This window comes from Clostridium sp. DL1XJH146 (assembly GCF_054819755.1).
Genome location: NZ_JBTVVN010000026.1, coordinates 25,333 through 50,267, shown reverse-complemented (window position 1 = coordinate 50,267; position 24,935 = coordinate 25,333). Strand labels below are relative to the sequence as shown.

Here is a 24,935-nt window from a genome sequence, read left to right as displayed (position 1 = left end):
TACTAATAATTATATAATATTTTATTACATTTTTGGATTAATTTATCTCGAAATATTTTTACTCGTTAAAGCTGATTAAATTATTCACAAGCCATTTTTAAAAAAATTTTATATCGTTAAAGCCCTTTATAACCCATCTTACGTGAAATAATTAATGCACTTTCTTTAACTATTTCGGCCTCTTTTTCAATATTAACATCATCTCTATATAAACCACTTATACTTACTGCTGCTATAATTTCATTTTTATCATTAAAAACAGGCGCACCAATACACAGCAAATGGTCTGATTGCTCTCTACAATCAACTCCATACCCTTGCTTTCTTACCTTTTCAACTTCTTTTTTCAATTCATCCATCTCAACAATTGTGTAATCTGTCTTTTTAATTAAATCTTTAGAATCTAATTTTGACATTAATTCATCATTGGATGCAAGAAAACATTTACCAAGAGATGTACAATGCAAATTAGTTCTACTTCCAATTGGACATGTTGTAATAATGGAATCTTTTGGCTCAAACTTATAAATATACGTTATTTTTTTGTTTACTTCCTTTCCTAAAAACACTGTTTTATTCATCCTAGTTCCCAAAGCTTCAATAGTATCTCTAGCCTTGTCCACTAAAGTAGTATTACTAATAAAAGCATTCCCAATATAATATGCTTTTACCCCTATCCCATATAATTTACTTCGTTCATCAATGACCTCTATCATTTCTTTATCCAAAAGTGCTCTTACTATGTCACTAACACTTGTTATTGGTATATCAAGAGTTGATGCTATTTCTGTAAGAGATAAACCTTTTGTTTCATTAGAAATAAGTTCTAAAATATCTATCGTCCTAGTTGCCGCCCTACTTTTTTTCATTAAGTTTCACCCCATATATGAATATTAGTTTTATTATACCGTATCAATTACGTAAATGCAAATATCAATAATATTCTAGTTACTCTTAATATAAATTCTTAATATTCGTTTTTTTATATTACTTTATAATATGTATCTTTTGTAGAATTTTTGTTTTTATAATGTTATTATAATATGGATATTTACTTACTATAAATACATTTTAAACTTTATTTTATTTTTAAATGTTTTAACTTCAAATTACCCACTATTCTTTTCAAAAAAACAGGAGGTTTTTATGTATAAATTAATAGCTATTGATATGGACGGTACTCTTTTGAATGAAGAAAAAAAGATTACTAAAGAAAATTATGAAGCAATTATGAAAGCTAAAGAAATGGGAGTTAAAATTGTACTCTCTACTGGAAGACCTTTAAATGGAATACTTGATTATCTTAAAGAGCTAAATTTATTTGATGAAGACTGTTATTCTGTTGTATATAACGGTTCCGTAGTTAGAAATAATCATACTGGTGATATTATTTATGAAAAAACTATCACTTTCGATGATTTAATTTCACTTGGTGACATTAGCAAAGAAATTGGCTTCTATATACATGCCTTAACACCTAATGGAGTAATAACTCCAAAGATGAATAAATACACACAAATAGAGGCTGATATAAATAAAATCCCTATTAAAGAAATTGATTTCAGAGAAGTTTCCCCTAATGAAGAAATTATTAAAGTTCTAATGGTACAAGATCCTGAAATTATTGATGATTTAATTGAAAAACTTCCTAAGAATTTACATACAAAATATCACACTTGTAAAAGTGCCCCTTTCTTCTTTGAATTCTTAAATACTGAAGCAACAAAAGGACTTGGTGTACAAAAAATCGCTGAACTTTTAGGAATTAAACAAAAAGAAGTTATCTGTATTGGTGATGCTGGCAATGACCTACAAATGATTGAATATGCCGGACTTGGAGTTGCTATGGAAAATGCTTTTGATGAAGTGAAAAAAGTTGCTGATTATATAACTAAATCACATACCGAAAGTGGAGTTGCCCACGTTATTAATAAATTTGTGCTGAATAAATAGCTTTTTTAAAGATAATTTGCAATGCTTTTTTAAAGATAATTTGCAATGCTTTTTTAAAGATAATTTGCAATGCTTTTTTAAAGATAATTTGCAATGTGCAATTGTGGATGCTTCTCTCCTGTCGTCGAGAAGCTTTAATAATTTAATATATTAAAAGATTTTGCGTAGCAAAATCATCCTTAATTGCAAATTGCAAATTGCAAATTGCTAATTGTTTATAAGAATTGCAAATTGCTAATTGCTAATTGCAAATTGTTTATAATAATTGCAAATTGCTAATTGTTTATAAGAATTGCAATTTGTTTATAAGAATTGCTAATTTTTCTTTATCTAGCTTGAGGAATAAATCCTATTTTTTTCATCATTTTTCTAAGTGTTTTACTTGCTGCATATTGAGCTTTTTCTGCTCCTGCTTTATAAATACTTTCTAAGTGTTTTTTGTCTTGTAATAGTTCATTAACTTTATTTTGAATAGGCTCTAATTCATTAACTATAGCTTCTCCTACATCTTTCTTGAACTGTCCATATCCGAGTCCTTCATATTCATTCTCAATCTCTTCAATTGTCTTTCCAGTAATTGTACTTAAAATACTTATAAGATTTTGTATTCCAGGTTGTTCATCGCTATACTTAACAACACCTAATGAATCTGTAACTGCTCTACTAATTTTTTTCCTTATTACCTCAGGAGGATCCATGATTAAAATAAATGAATTTGGATTATCAGCTGATTTGGACATTTTTTTGTCTGGTTCTTGTAAATCCATAATTTTAGCTCCAACCTTTGCTATAAAAGGCTCCGGAACTTTAAATGTAGGACTATATGTATTATTAAATCTCTTTGCAATATCTCTTGTAAGCTCAAGATGCTGTTTTTGGTCTGCTCCCACAGGAACTAAATCTGTTTGATATAATAATATATCTGCAGCCATAAGTGCTGGATAATCAAATAAACCAGCTGATATATTTTCTCCATATCTTGCTGATTTATCTTTAAATTGAGTCATCCTTGATAATTCACCCATATATGTATAGCAATTTAATAACCATGCACATTCAGAATGAGCTGGCACATGTGATTGTATAAATAATGTATTTTTCTCTGGGTCTAATCCACATGCTAAATATATTGCAAGGGTTTGCAGTGTTCTCTTTCTTAATTCTGCTGGTTCTTGTTTTACTGTAATTGCATGTAAATCAACAATACAATAGTAACAATCATATTCATCTTGAAGTTTAACCCAATTTTTTAAAGCACCCAGATAGTTTCCTATTGTTAATTGTCCTGATGGTTGTATTCCACTAAATATTACTTTTTTTGACTCGTTATTTTCCATTGATATTCCTCCTTTTTTCAATACACAATTTATAATTGATAATGCATAATTGATAATTCACAATGCACAATGCATAATTGATAATGCACAATTCACAATGCACAATGCACAATTAATGAGGATTCTCTCCCTTTGGTCGAGAATCTTTATTTTATTTGAACCAGTACATAAACTACACCTATATTCGATTGTTTAACTATCGTTTAACTATGGTTTAACTATCGTTTAACTATTGTTTAACTATTGTTTAACTATTGTTTAACTATCGTTTAACTATTGTTCAAAATGCAAATTAATTTACAAAAAATAAAAAAAAACCACAAAAGCAATAGGGCGTCTTAACGCGGTGCCACCTATCTTTACAAAACTTCCTTTGGAAATCTTGCCTCATTAGAGATTTCAAATCCTATTCTTTAACGCAGAATAAACGCTTTGGTTATTTTACCATAGTTCTCCGAGTCCCATTCAGCTAAATCATAACTGTTGCAATTTCACCATCTGCAACTCTCTTTAAGCTTTTTATTTAACTTACTATTCTCTTCACAGAATCATTATGTTTTACTAACACAATAATACATTTATATAGATATTATGTCAAGAAAAAGGATTAAATTAACTTTCTATATTTTCTAAAAATCAAAGGTATATAAATAATCTTACTATGGAATAATAATCTTGATTGAAACATCATAATTAGGAGGGTTTTTATGGCAAAAAAAATTAAAAATAAAAAGAATTTAGGAAAAAAACTTACTAACAACATAAATCCAACTTTTTCTAACACCTATGGTCCTAATGATAGGGGTTTTATGGAACAAAAGGAGCAAATAATACGTTCTGGCAATAGAAATGGATTTACCGATTTACCCGATCCAGTAACTGATGATATAGTTGCAAACAATATTTCACAGTCTGAATTTGATTACACCTATAATGGTGGTCAAGATATTTATGACGAAGATGAATATGAAGATGAATAACCTTTAAAAATATTTTTTAAATGATAAATATCAATTTGCAGTGTTCAATTTGCAATTGTGGATAATTCTCTCCTATCGCCTAAAATCTTTAAGTCCATTAATTAAATTAATTTAAAGATTTTGCATAGCAAAATCATCCTTAATTGCTAATTGCTAATTGCTCATTGCAAATTGCAAATTGCAAATTGCACATTGCAAATCAGTATTTGGTATTTAGTATTTGGTATTTAGTATTTGGTATTAAGTTGTTTATTTTAAATATTGATACTCCACATTTTCAAAAATATCTTTGAGTTTATTTGCATTTTGTTTTTTTCTACATTTCTCACATAAGATATCTTTTGATTTTTTTTCTTCTGAAAGTTTGTTTTCAGCATAATAGTACTCTTCTTTAGTTGCAAAAAATTCACCACATTCAGAACACTTCATCATTTTGAATTCTTTGCCCCATATAGTTCTTACTCCTGCTTCTTCTTTTATTTTTATAGCATTTGTTGGACATACATATGCACACGACCCACAACCTATACATACTTTTGAAGGCTCATCATATGGAGTTGAAATCTTTTTATCTATTCCTCTATTAACAGTTGCTATTGCACTTGTCCCCAATTTTTCACAAGCTCTAACACATAGTCCACAGAGTATACACTGCTCTGGGTTATCAACATTTATGGTTATATTGGGAATACCATATTCGATTCTAAGCTTGTTAATCTCTTCATTTCGAGGTGTTCTATCATAAAGAAATTTTATAATTCTTTTTCTCATTTTTATTATTTTTTCACTCTTAGTTAAAACCTCAATTTCTCTTGTTATTGGATATACACAAGAAGTAACCACTTTAGCTCTGTTATTCTGAATAACTTCTACTATACAAAGTCTACAAGTCCCTAAGCCAGGAAGGGCATCATTATGGCATAATGTTGGAATTTTTACGCCTTCACGCCTTGCCACTTGAAGAATTGTTTCTCCAGCTTGTGCTTCATATTGCTTTCCATCAATTATAATTTTCATGCTATCCTCCTTACTTCACTTTAATCGCATCAAATTTACAAATATTTATACAATTACCACACTTAGAGCATTTTGTTTCATCAATAATATGTTTCTTTTTAATTTCCCCACTAATAGCACTTGTAGGACAATTTTTTCTGCACAAATCACAACCTATACATTTATTCGCATCAATATAAAAAGTAGTTAAGTTTTTACATACTCCAGCCCTACATCTTTTATCTACAATATGTTCAATATACTCATCTTTAAAATATCTAATAGTTGAAAGAACAGGATTTGGTGCACTTTTCCCAAGTCCACATAATGATGCTTCCCCCACAGTTTCTCCAATATTTATTAGTTCATCTATATCCTCAAGTCTACCTTTTCCCTCACAGATTCCATTTATTATCCTGAGCATTTCCTTTATGCCTTCTCTACAAGGAACACATTTCCCACAAGATTCTTGAGATAAAAATTCTAAATAGTATCTAGCAATATCAACCATACAAGTTCTCTCATCCATTACTATCATTCCGCCAGAACCCATCATTGAATCTGCATCACTTAGTGTTTTATAATCAACTTGAAGGTCTAAAAGTTCTTCTGGTAAGCATCCACCTGAAGGTCCACCAATTTGTACAGCTTTAAATTTTTTATTTCCTATTACTCCTCCACCGATCTCATAAATAATTTCCCTTAATGTAGTTCCCATAGGTACTTCCACTAGGCCTGTATTTCTAACCTTACCAACTAATGAAAATACTTTTGTCCCTTTACTATTTTCAGTACCTATAGAACTATACCAATCTCCGCCCTTACATATTATTATAGGTACATTAGACCAAGTTTCCACATTATTCAATACTGTAGGTTGCCCCCATAAGCCTTTTTCAACAGAATGTATATATTTAGGTCTTGGTTCTCCTACTTTACCTTCAATTGATTCCATAAGTGCAGTAGATTCGCCGCAAACAAAAGCCCCTCCGCCTCTAACTACTTCCATATCAAAATCAAAACCACTACCTAATATGTTTTTTCCTAAATACCCTCTTTCTCTAGCTTGCTTTATTGCATTTCTCATATTGTTAACTGCCAGTGAATATTCATCCCTAATATACGCAAAGCCTTTATGACTACCTACTGCATATGCACATATAATCATACCTTCTATTATACTATTAGGGTCTCCTTCTAAAATACTTCTGTCCATAAATGCACCTGGGTCCCCTTCATCACCATTGCATATTACATATTTAGGATAACTGTCAATCTCTGCACAGGTATTCCATTTACGGCCTGTAGGGAAGCCTGCTCCTCCTCTACCTCTAAGACCTGCTTTAAGTATTTCAGGAATTATATCTTCCCGTTTCATTTTAAAAAACACTTTTTCTAGAGCTTTATAACCGTCCCTCTCTACATAATCATCAATACTAGCTGGGTCTACTTCCCCAATATTTCTGAGGGAAATTTTTTGTTGTCTTTTATAGAATTCACTATTTTTATATGATTTTAATCTTTTTTTATCTTTCTCAGAATATAAAAGTTTATCTATGACTTCCCCGTTTATCAGTGTTTTTTTGATAATATCATCAACATCTGATTTTTTCACTTTAAAATATGATATATCATCCGGTTGAATTTTAACAACTGGTCCTTTTTCACAAATACCATTGCAGCCAGTAGATTTTGCTTCTGTTTTAACGCTTATTTCAGATTTTAAGCTACTTAATTTTTCAACAAATTCATCATAAACTTCTCTACTACCATTGGCTAAACAGCCTGTACCACAACATATATAAACTATTCTATTTTTTTTAATATCATTATTCAATTTTATCACCTCTGTATTGGTCGATAATTTCACTAACCTTTTTAGGCGTCATTTTGCCATAATATTTATCATTTATCATCATAACCGGTGCCAATGCACAGGCACCTAAACAACCCACAGTCTGAAGTGTAAACAATCCATCTTCTGTAGTTTCCCCGATTTTAATATTTAAAACCTTCTCTAATTCATTCATTATCGGAGAAGACCCTCTTACATGACAGGCTGTACCATCGCAAATAGTTACTATATTTTTGCCTTTAGCCTTTAGACTTAAAGCTTTATAAAATGTAGCCATACTATAAAGCTTGCTCAAAGGCATATCTAAATAGTCAGCCACAGCATTAAGTGCTAACTCCGGTATATAATTATATTCTTTCTGAATATCCTGTAATATTGCTAATGAATGTCTTTTTTCCTTTGGATATTTTTTAATTATATTATTTATATCAGATAACTGAATTTCATTTTCTCCTGAAGGCATAGTTATTCACCCCTTTACTAAAAATATTAATTCAATGCACAATGCACTTTTAAAGCAATGCACTTTTAAAGCAATGCACTTTTAAAGCAATGCACAATTCACAATGCACAATGCACAATTGAGGATGATTCTCCTCATTCTTCGGAGAATCTTTAATTAATCCATTAAAGATTTTCTGAAAGAATAGAAGAAAATCATCCATAATTGCAAATTGCAAATTGCACATTGCAAATTTACTTTAATAGGAACTAGTAGTTAATAGATAGTTCTTCTAGCTTCTTTTTAGTCGGTACACTGTCTGTTCCCCATCCTCTACCTGCATAGTATTCTTCTAGCATTACATCTAATTGACTTACCATTCCTTTACCAGGTCCTTCAGGAAGAGGTTCATGGAGTAATCTGTAAGGAAGGTTATCATCATCTCTAGTAAATCCTGCCTTTAAGTTCCACATTTTCTCTAAATTCCATATTCTCTCACCTAGTTTAAGAATTTCTTCATCACTACAATCCCAACCTACTCCTGCTCTTATTTGAGAGGAAACCTCTGGTAATCCAAGTGCAAAGGTTGTAAATAAACACATTCCTGAAGAATCGACAACAGCAGTTAAGTCTTGGAATATTTTAAGCCACGTTGCTTTATCTGTTGTTACTGAAGGATCAAGTTTTTGAGGTAATCCTAGTATTTCTGGTGAAATCATATATCCACGCACGTGACAGGCCCCTCTATTAGAAGTAGCATATTCAAGACCAATACCTTGAATTCTTCTACCATCATATGCAGGCATTTCTTGTTTTTTAACAGACATTGATAATTCAGGATGTCCATATTTTTCTGCTAATCTATAGGAACCTAGTGCAATTTCATCCCCAAAGCCTTCTCTTAATGCTGTCATTTTTGCCACTTCTACAATTACATCTGGATTTCCAAATTTCAAGTCCAGTTCAATTTTCTCTCTAGAAATCAATCCCATATCAACTAATTCCATAGCACAAGCTATTGTTGAACCTAATGTGATAGGGTCCATACCATATTCATTACATATAAAATTGGCAACGCATATTGCATCAATTTCTTTTATTCCACAGTCTGCCCCTAGTGACCAACCAGCTTCATATTCTGGTCCTTCTCCCATTATTCCTTTATATTTACCTGAAGGTATTTTAGTAATTCTTCCACATCCTATTGAACAAGCAAAGCAACCTTTTGGTTTAACTTGAAGTTTTTCGTTCATCGCTTCTCCGCCTGTCTCATCTGCAAATTCAAAAATTCCTCCATCTCTCCAGTTCCTAGTTGGAAGTGCACCTGATTCATTTAAAATATTAACAAGTATTTGTGTTCCATAAGTTCTAAGTCCTTGTCCTGTTACAGGGTTTTCTTTTAATTTTTGTCTAGCATCCTCGAATTTTTCCATAAATTCTTTAGGATTTGCAACATTAATTGATTTAGAGCCCTTAACTACAACAGCTTTTAAATTTTTAGAACCCATTACGGCACCTAAACCCGATCTTCCTGCCGCTCTATGCTTATCATTCATTACTGTTGCATATAATACCAATTTCTCTCCCGCTGGTCCTATACATGCAACCTTTGCATTACTATCTGTTTCCTTTAGTAACTCATCCGTTGTATCATACACTGTTTTACCCCATAAATGCTCTGCACCCCTAAGTTCAATAATGTTATCCTTTACATAAAGGTACATAGGTTTTTCAGCTATTCCCTCAAAAATAATTCCATCATATCCTGCAAATTTTAATTCAGGTCCAAAGTATCCGCCTGAATTTGAAGCACCTATTGTTCCTGTCAGTGGAGCCTTTGCAATTACTTCGTATCTGCCTGCTGAGGAAGCTAATGTTCCTGTAAGTGGTCCTGTTAAAAAGATTAGTTTATTATCATGTCCTAAAGCATCTACTTTTGGGTCTACTTCATTTACCATTATTTTCGTTCCAAGTCCTCTAGCTCCAAGATATAATTTTGCATCTTCCATGTTTAGCGGTTCTGTTTTTATTTCACCATTATCCAAATTTACACGAATTAATTTTCCACACCATCCAAACATTATTTATCCCCCTCCTCAAATAATTCTTTAAACTTATCAGCTACAAGTTTCTTTTTGTCTAACTCTGAAGGAGTTGGTTCTTTAAATTCTAACGCATTTGCCGGACATAATTTAACGCAATAAGGATCTCCGCCACACAAGTCGCATTTGACTACTTTCTTAAGCTCAAAATTATAACTCATGTTTCCAAAAGGACACGCATTTATACATAGTTTACAACCTATGCATTTCTTTTCATCAATGAGCACTACCCCATCTTCATTTTTGTAAATTGCTCCTGATGTACATACTTTCATACATGCAGGGTCTTCACATTGCAAACACGTAATAGGTACTGATATAGCTGCTTTTTCATACTGATATACAGTTATTGCAGCATTTTGAGGATTAAACGATTGTGTTTTTGAAAATGAACATGCCATCTCACATGTTCTGCAGCTAATACATTTTTCGGGTGAAATCATTAATACTTTAGCCATTTTCAACTGGTCACCATACTTATAGAGTTTCACCTTGGATACTCTATTGATGCCAGCTTCCACCTCCTTTTTTTATTCGAACTGCTCCTTTGCGCAATGGCAGGCATAAAAATTACTTCTTATACCCTATCGTCTCTAAGGCCAATTTTGGTCAATGGAGATCGGAGTCATTTCAATTAGCTAAAGTTTTATAAATATGTATTTAAAATATGTGATTAATATATATTATTATTGAAAATAATTAGATATGATTAGTAAATTGATTTATTTATTTATTCAGTTTTTTTAACTTTTATTATAGGTATATTATATCATCATTTGATAATATTTACTATTATTGATAAAAATTAAACTATTTATAATTTTTAGTATAATAATAACTCTTCTGAGCCAATTTTCTTAGAAAAGAGAAATAAATCTTGATAATATAATAAAAAACCACAATATATTTTCCTAATATTAAGAAAATTTATTGTGGTTTTTAAATATGTTATAGTATTCACAACCTATTTATAAATCTATTATGTCAAATTCTTGCTCAAGCAAATCTACAAATAGAATTCTTTTACTAAGCAATTTGCCTCTTTTTAAAAGTAATTTTAAGGCTTCACTTACTTGAATTGATGCAATTTGTGCAGGAGTAAATGATGGATTACCTAAATCTACTTTTTCTTTGTTTCCTTGCTTATTTTTTTCACCATTGTATAAAAAATTTAATGTTCTATCTCCTGGAAGAATAGTTGTAACTTGTCCATACCAACCTGATATAGCTCCATGTACCATAGGTATTTCTAGCTTTTCACAAAGTTCTTGTAATAATAATCTTGCATCAATGGAATCCAGTGCATCTACAATAACATCATGTCCCTTTAGAATTTCCTCTCCATTTTCAACATTAAACATTTTATCAATTGGCATCAGTTTTATAGATGAATTCACAGTTTTCATTCTCTCTTCTGCTTTTTTAGCTTTATTCATTCCTAATGCTTTTTCATCTGATAACAATTGTCTATTTAAATTTGTTTCATCAAATGTGTCTCCATCAACAACTGTAATATGGCCTATGCCAAGCCTTCCTAGCATCTCTATTATATATCCACCTAGTCCACCGCATCCTATTACACATACCTTAAAATCCTTTAACTTATTATTTTCTTCTTCACTTAGCATACTCATATTCTTTTCATATCTTTTCTGCATTTTCTATCCTCCTCCTACTGGTGGAAATAGAGCTACCACATCTCCATCTGTAAGTTCTCTATCAAGTTCTCCATCAAACCCATTTATTAAAAGTATTGCTACTTCTTCTACATCAATTTCTAATTTTAATACAATATCTCTTACAGTTGTTCCTTCTTCCAATTCCATTTTCTGCTTTTTCTCTCTTCCCTGTCTAAAAGTTGCAAAAAGCCTTACTTCAACTTCCAATTTATCACCTCCTGTGCTTGTTTTTCTATGAAATACCTATAAATTCACTTACTTATATTCATATATTCATTATTAATGGACACTCTATAATTATCTGAATAATTGGATAATTTTAATTTATTATATCATAAATAGAAAAAATAATGCACATTAAATCAATCCATTAGAATCAAAAATGTTGAGTTTCCTATATTCAACTCAACATTTTTTCATTAGTTTTCTGTTTTAATAATTATAGGATCCATTATTAATTCAAATTTTCCATCTATTACTTCTATATCAGAGTCATTAATTAGATTTTTATGCAATCCATCCTTTAAATCTACTTGATAGCTACCTACCTTAGATTCAATATTAAATACACCAATTAATCTATTTTCTTTTAAAGTGTAGCTAGCCTCAATAACTCCAATTTTTTTCTCATGTTCCAATCCATAAAAACCTTCTTTTAAAATTTGGTTTCTTTTTATTTCAATAAGTTTCTTCATAAAATTTGTGAATTCTTTTTCATCCTTCCAATTCACTAAATCTTTATCAAAAAGACTTGGTTGATTAATATCTTTTACCTCCTGACCTGCATATACTAATGAAGTCCCTTTTTCAAAAAACATAAATGCAGTCCAATTTTTAAGTTCTATTTCATCTTTAACTAAATACGCTGCTCTTGGTTGGTCATGATTTTCAATAAATCTAAGTTTTACATAATTCTCTGGATAAATATAATCTTGAATTCTCTTTTTATCTAATAACTGTTCTAATGAAATTTCACCCTTTTTATACTTCTGAAAATAGCCATATGTATCATAATCATAGCAAATATCAAAAGCTTGAAACATTTCATTATCATTATGAATAAGAACATTAGCTTTTCTCAACTCTTCAATAAAATCCAATCCCGAAGTTTCAGCTAGCCAAATTACATCTTCGTTAATTTTACTAACTTCTTCCCTTGCCTCTAACCAAAATTCTTTTGGTATAAGTGGTGCTACGTCACATCTAAAACCATCAACTCCAATATTTACCCAGTACTTTAATGTCTCAATTTGATATCTCCATAGTTCTTTATTTTTATAGTCAAGGTCTATAATATCTGTCCATTCACCCACTTTGTTGCCAAATTCACCATTTTCTTTTTTATAAAACAAATTTGGTTTTTCTTTCTGTAATCTTGAATTATGGGAAGTATGATTATAAACTACATCTATTATTAATCTCATACCTCTATTATGTGCTTCCTTTATTAACTTTTTAAAATCTTCAAGAGTACCATATTCATCATTAACCTTCCTATAATCTTCAATAGAATATGGACACCCTAATTGTCCTTTTTTATTAACTTGTCCAATTGGATGGATAGGTAAAAGCCAAAGTATATCTATTCCTAAATCTTTTATTCTATCTAAATCCTTAACAACTCCATTAAATGTACCTTCATCAGTATGATTTCTTACATATACAGAATAAATTGTACTATTCCTTAAACTAATATCAGTATTTTTTGCCAAAGTTATTCCCCCCTTTTTTATAACTAGTGTAAAATGTGCAGAGTGGAGTGTGCAGTGATAAATGATTTCCTCATCCCTGCCTTCACTCTTCACATTCCAGATTTCACACTATTATTAAACCTTACTAATAACTACTATAATATATTTCTACTATTTTGTACACACGTTTGCACAAATTTATTCTAAGGATATTTCCCTTTCTACAATATAGAATATTTAATCATTTGATTATAGCCAAACAAAAGAAGACTGCTTATTTAGCAATCTTCTTTCAAAATCAACAATACTGTCCTACTAAGTTTCTCACTTTACTGTAACTCACTTCTACAGTAAAGTTTCCTTTTTCTTGATATGGTATTATCCCATTTTCGATCTCTTTTCCATTCATGATTATCTTATTTTCTTCTGCTTTTTTTACAATTATATTATAAGTTGCTTCCCCTCTTTTGTACTCTATTTTGTATTCTTCCCACTCTTCTGGGATTGCAGGCTCTATAGTAAATCCTTCTTTGCCTTTTAATTTTAATCCTAATATACCTTCAATTCCTACTCTATACATCCAACCTGCAGCACCTGTATACCATGTCCAGCCACCTCTTCCTGTATGAGGTTCTCTTTCGTACACATCTGCTGCCATTACATAAGGTTCAACCTTATATCTTTGACATTCGTAAAAGGATTTTGTATGATTTATAGGATTTATCATATTATAAATCTTCCAAGCTTTATCCCCTTGCCCTAGCTTAGTAAGTGCTAATACTACCCAAGTAGCTGCATGAGTGTATTGACCACCATTTTCTCTTACTCCGGGTACATAACCTTTAATATATCCTGGCTCTAGTTTTGTCTTATCGAAAGCTGGTGTCAAAAGCAATACCATTCCTTTATCATATTTAACAAGATATTTCTCTAATGCATGCATAGCCTCTTCTTTTTTCTTCTCTTCTCCTGCCTCAGAAATAACAGACCAAGATTGAGAAAGTGAATCTATTTGACATTCTTCATTTTCAATAGAACCAAGTGGAGTTCCATCATCAAAATAAGCTCTTCTATACCAGCTTCCATCCCATGCATTTTTATTTAGATTTTCCTTGATAAATTCCTGCATTTCATGGTATCTTTCTGATCGATAATTATCTTCTTTATATTTACATAGTTCCTTGAAATCATCGAGTATTGTATACAAGAACCATCCTACCCAAACACTTTCTCCTTTTCCTTTGTTTCCGATGGTATTCATTCCATCATTCCAATCGCCACAGCCCATAAGTGGTATATTATGTTCTCCAAACTTAAGACCTCTCTCAATAGCCTTAATACAATGCTCATAAATAGTACCCTTTTGGTCTGATGTTCTTGAAACTGTATATTTTTCATCTTCATCTTCTTTTAATGGTTCATCTTCAAGATAATAGGCCTCTTCATCTAATACCGAATAGTCACCTGTGTTCTTAATATAATCAATAGTTACATATGGAAGCCATAATAAATCATCTGAAAATCTAGTTCTTATTCCACTATCCACAACAGGATGCCACCAATGTTGAACATCGCCTTCTATAAATTGCCTTGAAGCTGCATATAGTATCTGCTTTCTTGTTATATCAGGTTGAATATAGCTCAAGGACATTACATCTTGAAGCTGGTCTCTAAATCCATAAGCTCCCCCTGATTGGTAGAAAGCAGTCCTAGACCATAGCCTGCATGCAATAGTCTGATACAAAAACCAACCATTGAGCATAATATCCATAGTTTTATCTGGTGTACTTACTTTTATTGTTTGGAGCATATCCTTCCAATATTTTTTACTATTTTCCAATTCTGTATAAGCTACATTTATATTGGAATACTTTTTAACAACAGAATCGATTTCTTCTCTTGACTGAGCTGCACCTAAAAGCACAAGAAAAGTTTTTTCTTCTCCTTTTTTTAATGTGAATTTACTATTATTTGCTATACACGGATCATAGCCTCCACCTACCTGATTGCTTAATCTACTTTTTCCCATAAACTGAGGTTTTTCTATAGATCCTAACCTACCAATAAATTCACCCCTATCACCTGTAAAGCTCTGACTTCCCGCTCCAATAGTAGATAAATATGCTAAGGTTTCATTAAAATGCCCACTGTAAGGATTTTGAGCATAAATATATTTTTTGTCTTTATCTAGATAAGATGCTATATGAGTTGCTGTTTGCTGTGGAACAACACCAATTACAGTCTGAGCATAATATGAAAGAGATAGTTTTCTATCTTCATCACTATCATTCTTTAATTTAACTATCTGAATCTTTACATTATCCTTCATAGGAACAAAAAACTTAACTTCCCCAACTATTCCATAAGCTGCATGCTTAAAGTTTGAATAACCAAAGCCATGTTCTATAATATATTCTTGTTCATCTCTAATAGGTTTTGGTGTTATACTCCAAAACATACCCATTTCTTCATCTCTAATAAATAGAGCCTCAGAAGTTGTATCTCTTATAGGATCATTAGACCACGTAGTTATTTTATTTTCTCTGCTATTTCCAAACCAAGTATAAGATGACCCACTCTCTGACACATGAAATCCAAAATCGCCATTGGCAATAACATTTATCCAAGGTGCAGGAGTATTATTATTACCTTTAAGTCTTATTTCGTATTCATTATCTTTTAGATTAAAACCACCTATACCATTAAAATACTTCAATTTATCTTTTTCAAATATATGTGGTTTAGTATTACATTTAATTTTAGTTCTAACTAATTTTTCAATTATTTGCTCATTATTTTCTTCTTTTAGATTAGGCTTAATTTGATTAAATACAAAACCTTTATCTCCTTCAATTACAAGTCTAGCGATTGCTCTTATAAGAATAATATCTTCTTCATCCATTGTAGATTTGCTTCTTATAAATACCCCACCTGAAATATTTACTTTATCTCTTGCATGTGATGTATTAATCAAATCTCGCAACGATTCTTGAAGTGGTTGATAATATGCAGTATTTTGAAGATTTAAAATGACTAAATCTACTTTCAATCCTTTTATGCTCCAAAACTCATGTGCACTCAGCATTTGTCTTACTAAGTCCCTATCCTTATCTTCTTTTACAACTACTAAAACAATAGGAACATCTCCTGATATACCATATTGCCATAGAGATTGTTGGCTTCTTTTTACATCTTTAATTATATTACTTCTTTCTTTAAACATTTCATTTTGAAAAATAATCCTAGAAGCCATAACTTGGTACATATTTGCTTGTGGCGATTTTATACCCAAGTAATTCATTTCCACTTGGCTTTGTGTCCAAGCTAATTCGAATACTCTCCTAATATTATTCATTTCTTTATATTTTCTTGCTAATTCTATAATGCCTTCCTTTGACTCTCCTACAGCTGTTGCAAAAGCAATCTTGCAGGTTTCTCCCTGTTTAATCCTAACCCTTCTTCTTATACTTATTATTGGGTCAATTACCGCCCCAACAGTATTTGTGAGAGGTGTATCTCCATCCATTACATTAGGATTATATAAATCTCGTCCTCTCCCTATAAAATTTCTTCTACTTGTTTCATATTGAATATTTCCTATTTCCTCTCCTTCAACTGTTACACACTGCATTATCCATGGATTCTTTCCATCTTTTTCTCTTGGTCTCCTATTTGCTAAAATACAATTTAAAGTGGCTTCATATTCTGTCCTAATAAATAAATTTCCAAATGCAGGATGAACTAAATCTGCATTAAAAGGAGCTAAAGTAATTTCAGAATAACTTGTTACTTCCACAAATTTCGAATTTTCACCATGATTTGTAATAGAAATCATTCTAACTTCTAAGTTATCTTCATTTGATACCGCAATTTCAGTATGTGTAGATAATTCTCCATCTACTCTCCTAAATTCAGCCTTATCTAGAGAAAAAATAGCTTCATATTTATCACCTATAATCTTTAATGGTTGATATGTAGCGCTAAAAATATTCTCCTTTTCTAAGTCTTTTACATAAAAATACATACCGTAGTTATCTAAAGTAACATCTTCTCGCCATCTATAAACGGACATATCATCTAACTTACTAAATCCACTTCCACTATTAGAAATCATAACTGAATAAGAACCATTGGAAAGCAAATGAGTTTCAGGAATACTTGTATCTTCATCATTATATTTCCTGACAACAATATTCTGCTTCTCAGGTACAAAATCATATGCTTCAAATTTTTGCTCTCTTTCATAAACAATCCTCTTTGGAACCTTTTCTTGTAGCAATAACTCTGTTGCCTTTACTTGTGGTACAGAATGGAATCTATTTTGTAGAACATTATTATTCAATACATTATCAAGGGCAAGCATACTCATTCCCTGGTGATGTACCATAAAGCACTTAACAATAGCCTTTCTTTTACCTTTTGGTAGTCTATCTTTTGTATAATCTATAGATTCATATAGCCCATATTTTCCTTCCATTCCCTCACTAATAAGTTTGTAAACATTGCTAATAGCTCCTTTTAAATCTAGTTGCATAGCCATAATAGTTGAATATGGAGAAATTACTAATTCATTTACTAGTCCTCTCTTAAGTCCAATACCTGGAATACCAAAGGCTTTGTATTGATAATTTAAACTTACATCAAAACTTCTAAAAGCTGATTCAGAAATTCCCCATGGAACCCTTCTATTTTTACAATATCTCTTTTGTCCTTCGATTACAGCTCTATAAGTCTCATGCAACAGAGTTTTTGGATAAGTTTTCATAATCAATAAAGGCATAAAATATTCAAACATAGTACCACTCCATGATACTAATCCTTTATCTCTATTCATCACTGCCATAGATCTTCCCAATTTAAACCAATGTTTTTGGTCTATATCGCCTTTTGCGATGGCTACAAAACTAGCTTGCCTTGATTCAGATGCTAACAAATCATAGTAACTTCTTCCAAGAGTATCTTTTTCTATATCATATCCAATTGAAAAAAGCCCTCTCTTCTCTTCATATAAAACTTTAAAATCAGTAGCTTCAGCCATATTATTTAATCTATTTTTTAGATTCTCTATTTTAGATATTATTTTGTCTATTTCTTCTTTACTCTTCTTAAGCAATTTTACCAGTTCTTTAGATACATAAATTTCGTTTTTATCTTTAAATTTAGTCCTATTGACGTCTCTTATTACTTTATCAATCTCATTATTAATATCTGATAAATTGCAAGAAGATATAATCTCTTGTAATCTCTCTGAATAAAGCCCTAATTTCCCTGAACTTTCAAAGAGCAAATCTACCCAAGGAAACACTTTTTGCATTTGAATCAAATGCTTGCTAAGCATATCCTTAACTTTTCCATTCCAATATAGTTCATTTGCTTTTTCTTTTTCTTTTTTACTTATCTTTATACATTTATCCCATACATCTAACAAAATCCTTTTATTTTTCAATAAATCATTTTCTTCATCTTTTAATTCATTCTCAATTGAACTATAATAACCTTTGACTCCTAGTGTATTTTCCAATTCTTTTCTTGCTAATATTATAGTATCTAACAACCCCCAGCTGAAACTTCTATTCCAAACAGGTTTATTTAAATATTCTTCTAAAGCTCTAGCTGTTACCCAAAGATAACCAACTAAATTACCACTATCCACTGTAGATATATATTCTGGTCTCAAAATTTCTTTGGTTTCAGTATCATACCAATTATAAAAATGGCCTTTATATCTACTTAAGCTTTCCATACTAGTCATAGTTTTATCTATTCTATCAATACATTCTAAAATATCTATATATCCCATATCATAAGCAGTTGTATTTGTTATTAACCCCATACCCATATTAGTTGGAGAAGTCCTTTGTGCAACTCCATTAGCAGGATTCTCTTGATAATTGTCAGGGGCTAACCAATTACTTTCTTCATTAAGAAAGTCCTCAAAATAAGCCCAAGTTTTTCTACTAAGTTTCTTAAGTAATTCTTCTTCATTTTTTGAAAGAATATAATTATACTTTTCTAAATCCTTACTTATATAATAAGCTATTGCTGGACTAACTATCCACAAAACGCAAGTCGGTAACATGACTAATCCAGCATTTACGGAGCTAGCAAAAGCTAAAATCAAAATTGCAACACCAATTAAACTACCTGATAGCATATTTTTTATATAATCCATCATGTCCTTTTTAGATTTTTCTTCTACATCTGCTGCTGTTGCCCATTCTAGTAAATGTTTTTTACTAATATTTTTTCTATATATTGTCCTTACAATAGCATCCAACATTAGATATGCATTGTATGGTATAAAACAAAAAATCAAAAATACTTGTTCAGCTATCATTTTCCAGCCTTCAAGCTTACCTGATAAACTAATTCCTTTCAAAGGGGATGCTACTACTTCCGAAACATCAAACAAAAGTGGTGTAATCAAAGCTAAGAAAGCTGCAACAAGCCATTTATCTGTACCATCTGGCAGTACATTAAAAGAAAATGCAGTTAACAAAACAATAGATGGAGTAAGTAAACTTCTTCTTAAATTATCAATTATCTTCCATTTAGAAAGTCTATTAATTGATTCTTTATTTTTAAGCCAATCTATTATTTGCCAATCTCCTCTTACCCACCTATGAAGTCTTTTCGAACTTGAATTATAATATGCTGGATATCCATCCACAAGCTCAATATCAGTAACTAGAGCACATCTAGCATAAGAGCCCTCTAACAAATCGTGACTAAGCACAGTGTTTTCAGGAATTTCATCTTTCAACATATAATTGAATACATCTATATCATATATACCTTTTCCTGTATAAATCCCCTCACCAAATAAATCTTGATATACATCTGAAACCGCCGTAGTGTAAGTATCTATTCCAGTTTCACCAGAAAATATCTTTGAATACAGCGTCTTATTGGCGCTAATATTACTAATGCTTATCTTTGGTTGCATTATCCCATACCCTCTTCTTATCATTTTCTTTCCTTGATATAAATGAGGTTTATTTAAGATATGACTCATGGCGCCGATTAACCCTTTAGCAGTATCTCTAGGCAACTTTGTATCTGCATCTAAAGTAATAATATATTTTGATCCTACCAACTTATTAATATTTCCACTAATAATGTCATAGGACGTGTTTTTATCCCCTTTTATTAACCTATTGAATTCATCTAATTTACCTCTTTTTCTTTCCCATGCAATCCATTTTTCTTCTTTGTCATTAAATTGCCTATATCTACACAAAAAATAAAAAACTTCTTCCCCTTTGTCACAATATTTCTTATTCAAATTTTTTATAGCTTCTAACGCTGTCTTTGCAATTTTTCTATCTTCAGGATTTTCTTTTTTGTCCCAATCTTTAAAATCAGCTAACAAGGCAAAAAATATATTTTCATCACAATTAGCTAAATAGTAAACTTCCATATTAGATATCATTTCCTCTACCTTATCAACAGAATTAATTATAGTAGGAATCGCAACTATTGTTTTCAAATTTTCTCCTATACCATCTTTCAATTCTATTTTAGGAATAAAAGCTGGCTTAGTTAAATGGTTTATGCTCCAATTTAATATAGAAATTACTATTTGACTACAAGGTATTATCAGTAGCAAAGAAGCAATAGTATATCGTAATAAATTTCTCTCTATGTCATTTACATAGCTTGCAAAAATAAAGGCACTCATAGTAAGTAATGTCCCTATAATAATACTACCTATATATAATTGAAATCGGTATTTTCTTGAAAAACTAGTATTAACTTTTATATTGTCTTTATTCTCCCCTAGTCTTTCTTTCAAATCAGCAATACCATCATCTATTAAATAGTACCCTACATGTTTTTTATAGTCTTCATCTTCTAAATACTCTATTTCATTTGCACATTGAATTGCTTTTTTTGCTACAAAAGATTCTGGTCTTTTAATCTTTTTAGCTATTTTTTCAACACTATGTCTATAGTAATCCCTAGTTTCAAAATCCATTTTTTCATATATATTGGATGGATCTTCCCTTAAAATATTTTCAACATAACTTAAATTTTCAAAGCTATCTCTCCAATTCAATCCTTCAACTTGCCTTATTGAATCAATACAATTCCCCATTGATAGTTGATAATTTGCTTGTTTTTGATGTTCTAGCGAAATTATTTTTTCTGAATTTGTTTCTATAAGTTCAAGCTTTTCATCAATCCATACATATATTTCTGAATTATCTATTCCATTATCTCTTAAAACTTTAAGTAATCTCTCTGAAAAATGTGAAGTGAATATTATATCTAATTGTTTAATTTCTTCAAATTCATCCTCAAAATTTTTATTTTGTATAGAGTTAATAATTCTATCTGATATTCCATCTGCTCTTGCTTTTTCCTTTTGAGAATGGAGTATGTTTGCTGTAAGTTTACCAATATTCTGTATCAATGCTACTCTCAGCATAATCGGAAGGGCCCACAACTCACCACTTGATAAAATAGTATTTCTCTGATAGGAGTTAATAAATCTAATAATAGTATTTTCATCTAATTTTCCATCTGTATGAGTAACCATTTCAACAGCTATGTGATATATTCTTGGATACCCTTTCATAAGTCCTTTGTCAATAACGGGAAGTTTTTTATAATACTCTTCCGGCATACTTTGTTTTATATGTTTATATTCCTTTTCGATTAAGTACAAATTATCAAGTAACCATTCCCCTGCTGGTACCACATCTTTTTTATTTCTAACTTCCCTATCAATATATTCGTAACCCTTTAATATATTATTATAGCTTCTATCAAGACTCATCATAATTTTTCTTTTTGAATTAGTTTGTCTTGCTGTTGAATAATCCTTTGCAATCTTTATTGCATGTTTTTCTAAATCTTCATTTCCCACATCTATAACTGGGATATCCTCAAACAAATTTACTTCGCTTCTATTTCTATTAGCAAATATGTACACTACTAAGGATAAAATTAAAATCAATATTGAAAAAATCGCAACCATATAATACATAGTATCCGCCTCCATAAAATTTATTTAAGGGTTTACTCAATGTATTATTCCCAATTTCTTTTATATTAACCCATTTTTTAATTGGAGTATTTTTTTACAGTTTACAGTTCACAACGCACAGTTATTAGCTATCAGTGTGGCATTTTAAAACACACACATTGATAATACCTTCCTAATAATGTATAATACATAATACATAATACATAATGCATAATGCACAATGCATAATGCACAATGCACAATGCACAATGCACAATTATGGATGATTCTCCTCGTTCCTCGGAGAATCTTTAAATTAATTAAAGATTTTGCGTAACAAAATCATCCTTAATTGCAAATTGCAAATTGCAAATTGAACATTGCAAATCGCAAATTGCAAATTTCAATTAAAAAAGCCATTATTTATAACGGGGGTGATTGAATATGATAATTCATATTGGTACTAAAAAAATAGAAACAGAAAGATTAATTCTTCGTAAGTTTACTCCTTCAGACGCAAAAGATATGTATAAAAATTGGGCTTCTGATGATAATGTTACTAAATATCTAACATGGCCTGCGCATGATAATATAACTATAACCGAAAAAATTCTTTCAGAATGGATTAGTAACTACAATAATATAGAATTCTACCAGTGGGCCATTGAACTAAAAGAAACAAGTGAAGTCATTGGTTCTATAAGTCTTGTTTCAATAGACAATAATAATGAAAACTGTGAAATTGGTTATTGTATAGGAAAAGTTTTTTGGAATAAAGGTATTGTAACTGAAGCTTTTTCAGCACTTATAGACTTTTTATTTAATGACATTGGATTTCAAAGAATAACTGGACGTCACGACATAGACAACCCTGCTTCAGGAATTGTTATGCAAAAATGTGGTTTAAAATACGAGGGCACTTTAAGAAAAATCATTAAAAATAGCAAAGGAATCTTGGTAGATTGTAAGTATTATTCTATTTTAAAGGAAGAATTTCAAATCAAAACACAAAATTAAACCAATGCACAACCTTAAACCAATGCACAACCTTAAACCAATTCACAATGCACAATTTACAATGCACAATTGTGGATGATTCTCCTTGTTCCTCGGAGAATCTTTAATTAATTAAAAGACTTTAAAAAAACGAGAAAGACATCATTCATTACAAACTGCATATTATAAATGGCACATTGTACATTATTATTTTTAATAAACTAATTTACATAGCAAAAATTTAAATATCAACAATATCCTAAAACCGTTCGGTATACGGCGTTTCATTATGACAATCTGACTTTCTTATACTGTGAAGATAAACTTATAAAACCATGGTTAATCAATCTTTAATTAGTTATGGTTTTATGTATTATTGGACTTTTGGATACTCTCTAGTAACCTTTTCGTGTGTTAGCATATTCCCCTGCTAGGCGCACATACAAAAAAGCTCAACGTCCAAAGGTCATTAAGCATATGAAATCTTTTAATCTTTTAATCTTTTAATCTTTTAATAAAATGAAGAAATTTTTTAGCTCCGCTAAAAAATTTCCACCTTAATTGTGCATTGTGCATTGTACATTGTGCATTATGTATTATGTATTATGTATTATGCATTTTCTTTATAACTATTTCTTATAAAATTCCCTAAAACATTTATACAAGTAATAATGATCTTCAACTCCACACAATTCCCTAATAGAATGCATTGCTAGCAATGGGATTCCTATATCAACTGAATTTATACCCAAATGAGTTGAATTAATTGGTCCTATGGTTGAACCACCCCTCTCATCTGATCTATTAACAAATTTTTGCATAGGAACTCCTGCTTTTTCACAAATACTCGAAAATACAGCTGAAGAAAAACTAGCAGAAGTGTATTTTTGATTTGCACTTATTTTAATAGCTGGTCCTTTATTTATTTCAGGTTTATTTGTTGGGTCACACTTCTCTTTTCTATTAGGATGTACTGCATGAGCTGAATCTGCTGAAATCATAAATGATCTTGATAAAGCTCTGAAAAAATCTTCTCTGTTTCCTCCTAAAGAAAATACTATTCTTTCCAAAGTATCTGATAACATATTTGAGTCCGCACCTTGTTTTGTAGAACTACCAATTTCTTCGTTATCAAACAGTACTAAAACATTAGTAGCATTAACTTCTTTTAAATCTTTAATAGCTTCTATTGCTGAATGAGCTGATTCTAAATCGTCTAATCTTCCTGAAGATATAAATTCATTATTCAAACCTACTATTTTGCCTTTTTCAAATTCATATAAAAATAAATCAAAATCTAAAATCTCTTCTTTCTCTATATTCAATTCATCTTTAATCAAATTTAGTATCAAATCATTTTTTTCTAATTCTTCATTTACAAGGCCAATGATAGGCAATGTATCCTCTTGAGGATTGAGTTTTATTCCATTATTAACTTCTCTATTCATATGAATAGCTAAATTGGGAATTATCATAATAGGTTTATTTATATTTATTAAGTTTACATCTGGATTAAAAATATCATCACTTATAGTTGTTATTCTTCCAGCTATTGAAAGAGGTCTATCAAACCATGTATTTAAAATAGGTCCCCCATAAACTTCAGTATTCAATTTAAGATAACTTCCGCCTGTTATCATTTCACTATTAGGTTTTATTCTAAAACATGGAGTATCTGTATGAGCTCCTACTATTTTAAATCCATTTTCATTCAATTCACCATTTCCTACTACAAATGCTATAATCGCCGAATCATTCTTGGTAGTAAAATACTTTCCTCCTTTTTTTAAATTCCAAGTTTCCATTGGTGTAATTTCAGAAAAACCAGCCACTTTTAATATTTTTTTTGTTGATTCAACAGCATGAAAAGCTGTTGGACTCTCATAAATAAAATCAATTAACTCATTTGCAAACTCTAAACTTTTAGTCATAT

At 30.6% G+C, this 24,935-nt stretch carries 15 protein-coding genes, 1 riboswitch and 1 other annotated feature; of the genes, 3 read left to right on the top strand and 12 right to left on the bottom strand.

Annotated features, from left to right (window positions below):
• Positions 1-116 precede the first annotated feature (116 nt).
• Positions 117-869: an IclR family transcriptional regulator gene (locus ACVHXK_RS12745; protein ID WP_461206783.1), complete on the bottom strand. Its 753-nt coding sequence runs from the start codon at positions 867-869 to the stop codon at positions 117-119.
• 277 nt (positions 870-1,146) lie between these two features.
• Between ACVHXK_RS12745 and yidA the strand changes: the two genes are divergently transcribed.
• Positions 1,147-1,953 carry a sugar-phosphatase gene (gene yidA, locus ACVHXK_RS12740; protein WP_461206782.1) on the top strand — a complete coding sequence of 269 codons (807 nt, stop codon included), beginning with the start codon at positions 1,147-1,149 and terminating at the stop codon, positions 1,951-1,953.
• 326 nt (positions 1,954-2,279) lie between these two features.
• Here yidA and trpS read toward each other — a convergent pair whose 3' ends face one another.
• The gene (gene trpS / locus ACVHXK_RS12735; protein ID WP_461206781.1) at positions 2,280-3,290 is read right to left on the bottom strand and encodes a tryptophan--tRNA ligase; all 1,011 of its coding nucleotides are present in this window, start codon (positions 3,288-3,290) and stop codon (positions 2,280-2,282) included.
• Between the two features lie 326 nt (positions 3,291-3,616).
• Positions 3,617-3,843: a binding site (T-box leader), on the bottom strand.
• A 154-nt stretch (positions 3,844-3,997) separates the two neighbouring features.
• Here trpS and ACVHXK_RS12730 point away from each other — a divergent pair.
• On the top strand, positions 3,998-4,270 hold the full coding sequence (locus tag ACVHXK_RS12730; protein WP_461206780.1) for a hypothetical protein: 273 nt from the start codon (positions 3,998-4,000) through the stop codon (positions 4,268-4,270).
• A 249-nt stretch (positions 4,271-4,519) separates the two neighbouring features.
• Here the strand turns inward: ACVHXK_RS12730 and ACVHXK_RS12725 are convergent, their stop codons facing one another.
• From ACVHXK_RS12725 to ACVHXK_RS12685, 9 genes are all read right to left on the bottom strand, one after another.
• Complete coding sequence (locus tag ACVHXK_RS12725) at positions 4,520-5,287, bottom strand: 2Fe-2S iron-sulfur cluster-binding protein (protein WP_461206779.1); 768 nt, start codon at positions 5,285-5,287, stop codon at positions 4,520-4,522.
• A 10-nt stretch (positions 5,288-5,297) separates the two neighbouring features.
• Positions 5,298-7,103 carry an NADH-ubiquinone oxidoreductase-F iron-sulfur binding region domain-containing protein gene (locus tag ACVHXK_RS12720; protein WP_461206778.1) on the bottom strand — a complete coding sequence of 602 codons (1,806 nt, stop codon included), beginning with the start codon at positions 7,101-7,103 and terminating at the stop codon, positions 5,298-5,300.
• Positions 7,096-7,584: an NADH-quinone oxidoreductase subunit NuoE gene (gene nuoE, locus ACVHXK_RS12715; RefSeq protein WP_461206777.1), complete on the bottom strand. Its 489-nt coding sequence runs from the start codon at positions 7,582-7,584 to the stop codon at positions 7,096-7,098. Before nuoE ends, ACVHXK_RS12720 begins: the two co-directional genes overlap by 8 nt.
• A 248-nt stretch (positions 7,585-7,832) precedes the next feature.
• Positions 7,833-9,644 carry an aldehyde ferredoxin oxidoreductase family protein gene (locus tag ACVHXK_RS12710; protein WP_461206776.1) on the bottom strand — a complete coding sequence of 604 codons (1,812 nt, stop codon included), beginning with the start codon at positions 9,642-9,644 and terminating at the stop codon, positions 7,833-7,835.
• The gene (locus ACVHXK_RS12705; protein WP_461206775.1) at positions 9,644-10,156 is read right to left on the bottom strand and encodes a 4Fe-4S dicluster domain-containing protein; all 513 of its coding nucleotides are present in this window, start codon (positions 10,154-10,156) and stop codon (positions 9,644-9,646) included. The genes ACVHXK_RS12710 and ACVHXK_RS12705 overlap by 1 nt, the downstream gene beginning before the upstream one ends.
• A gap of 35 nt (positions 10,157-10,191) precedes the next feature.
• A riboswitch (molybdenum cofactor riboswitch) is annotated at positions 10,192-10,302 on the bottom strand.
• A gap of 331 nt (positions 10,303-10,633) precedes the next feature.
• On the bottom strand, positions 10,634-11,323 hold the full coding sequence (locus ACVHXK_RS12700; RefSeq protein WP_461206774.1) for a HesA/MoeB/ThiF family protein: 690 nt from the start codon (positions 11,321-11,323) through the stop codon (positions 10,634-10,636).
• Between the two features lie 3 nt (positions 11,324-11,326).
• Positions 11,327-11,551, bottom strand: coding sequence for a MoaD/ThiS family protein (locus tag ACVHXK_RS12695; RefSeq protein WP_461206773.1), 225 nt, complete (start codon positions 11,549-11,551; stop codon positions 11,327-11,329).
• Positions 11,552-11,763: 212 nt separating this feature from the next.
• The gene (locus tag ACVHXK_RS12690) at positions 11,764-13,056 is read right to left on the bottom strand and encodes an alpha-amylase family glycosyl hydrolase (protein WP_461206772.1); all 1,293 of its coding nucleotides are present in this window, start codon (positions 13,054-13,056) and stop codon (positions 11,764-11,766) included.
• 277 nt (positions 13,057-13,333) lie between these two features.
• On the bottom strand, positions 13,334-22,027 hold the full coding sequence (locus ACVHXK_RS12685; protein ID WP_461206771.1) for a GH36-type glycosyl hydrolase domain-containing protein: 8,694 nt from the start codon (positions 22,025-22,027) through the stop codon (positions 13,334-13,336).
• A 423-nt stretch (positions 22,028-22,450) separates the two neighbouring features.
• Here ACVHXK_RS12685 and ACVHXK_RS12680 point away from each other — a divergent pair, with 423 nt between their 5' ends.
• A complete protein-coding gene (locus tag ACVHXK_RS12680) occupies positions 22,451-23,023 on the top strand; it encodes a GNAT family N-acetyltransferase (protein ID WP_461206770.1) in 573 nt (190 codons plus the stop codon).
• Between the two features lie 608 nt (positions 23,024-23,631).
• On the opposite strand, the gene ACVHXK_RS12675 is transcribed toward ACVHXK_RS12680, so the two are convergent.
• A complete protein-coding gene (locus tag ACVHXK_RS12675; protein WP_461206769.1) occupies positions 23,632-24,933 on the bottom strand; it encodes a M18 family aminopeptidase in 1,302 nt (433 codons plus the stop codon).
• Positions 24,934-24,935: the final 2 nt, after the last annotated feature.